This is a genomic window from Streptomyces aureocirculatus (genome assembly GCF_000720475.1).
Classification (GTDB): Bacteria; Actinomycetota; Actinomycetes; order Streptomycetales; family Streptomycetaceae; genus Streptomyces; species Streptomyces aureocirculatus.
This window is the reverse complement of sequence record NZ_JOAP01000140.1, coordinates 1-1127: the sequence shown is the minus strand read 5'-3', so window position 1 is coordinate 1127 and position 1127 is coordinate 1. Positions and strand designations below refer to the sequence as shown.

Here is a 1127-nt window from a genome sequence, read left to right as displayed (position 1 = left end):
CGCCGCTACGAACGCAAGGCCGAGCACTTCCTCGCCTTCACCAGCATCGCCTGCACCCTCATCTGCTACCGCAGACTATCCAAATGAGATGGCGTCTTATCACCCACACGAGTGGCAGCCCCCTCATCGGGACCCGGCACCCCCGCACGGCCCGCTACGAAGAGCACGCCCCCTCCCGTGACCTTTGGAGAAGCCCTTGCGCATCCGCGTCGCCGCCACACTGGCCGCCCTCGCCGCCCTGCTCGCCACCGCCACCACCGCCCACGCCGCCCCCCGGCGACGACGTGCGCTTGCCCGTCCGCGACGCCCTGGCTGCCCTGCCCGTCACCGACGAAAGCCGGGACGGCTACAGCCGCGACAAGTTCCGCCACTGGATCGACGCCGACCGCGACGGATGCTCCACCCGCAGGGTTATGTGAGCACTGCATGTGTCTCGCGATCGAGTGTCTCATCCTACGTTGAGCAAAACCGCACGGAACCCTGATCATCCACAACCAGGACGACCACGCTGACCGCAGAGGCGACTGCCCGACTATGGGGCGTTCACGAGCGCCGCCGTCCTGTGGCCTCCCGGCTCACTCGAGGTCATTTCCCAGGTGCCTGGTGATCGTTCCCCGAAACGGCTCCGCCTCCCACGGAGCGACGTCGATATACGTGAGCACGGCGGCAGTTCGGGGTGCAAGCTACCGGGATGAATATGGAAGAGATCGACGCGCGGTTGGTTGGTCGATTCGGCCCCGAGGCCCCCGAGGCGGAGGGGTGGCTCGCTAAGGTTCCGAACCTCGCTGCGCGGCTGGCCGCGCGGTGGGGTTTGATGCTCGGTGAGCTGTTCGAGAGTGGAGCTTCCTCTGTCGTCTTGCGCTGCCAATGGCCTGACGGAACGCCGGCGGTTCTCAAACTCAGCCGACGGAACGCCGGCGGTTCTCAAACTCAGCCCAGATCGGGCGCTGTTGACCCAGCAGGTCGAGATGCTGCGCGTGTTCGCGCCGTCAGGTCGGGTGCCGACCGTACTGGCCGCTGACGCGGAGGCCGGGGCGATGGTGCTGGAGGAGGTCCTGCCCGGCACCGAGGCCGAGGACATGCCGCAGACGTCCTTGCCGCAGCAGTGGGGAGAGCTGCTCGCCGCA

The 1127-nt window shown here is 67.3% G+C and carries 1 protein-coding gene and 1 pseudogene; both read left to right on the top strand.

Annotation, left to right across the window (positions count from 1 at the left end):
* Positions 1–87 (top strand): annotated as a pseudogene (locus IG78_RS48955) (IS5/IS1182 family transposase); the annotation flags it as partial.
* A 197-nt stretch (positions 88–284) separates the two neighbouring features.
* Positions 285–419, top strand: a complete 135-nt coding sequence (locus IG78_RS47380; RefSeq protein WP_347400164.1) for a hypothetical protein — start codon at positions 285–287, stop codon at positions 417–419.
* Positions 420–1127 lie beyond the last annotated feature (708 nt).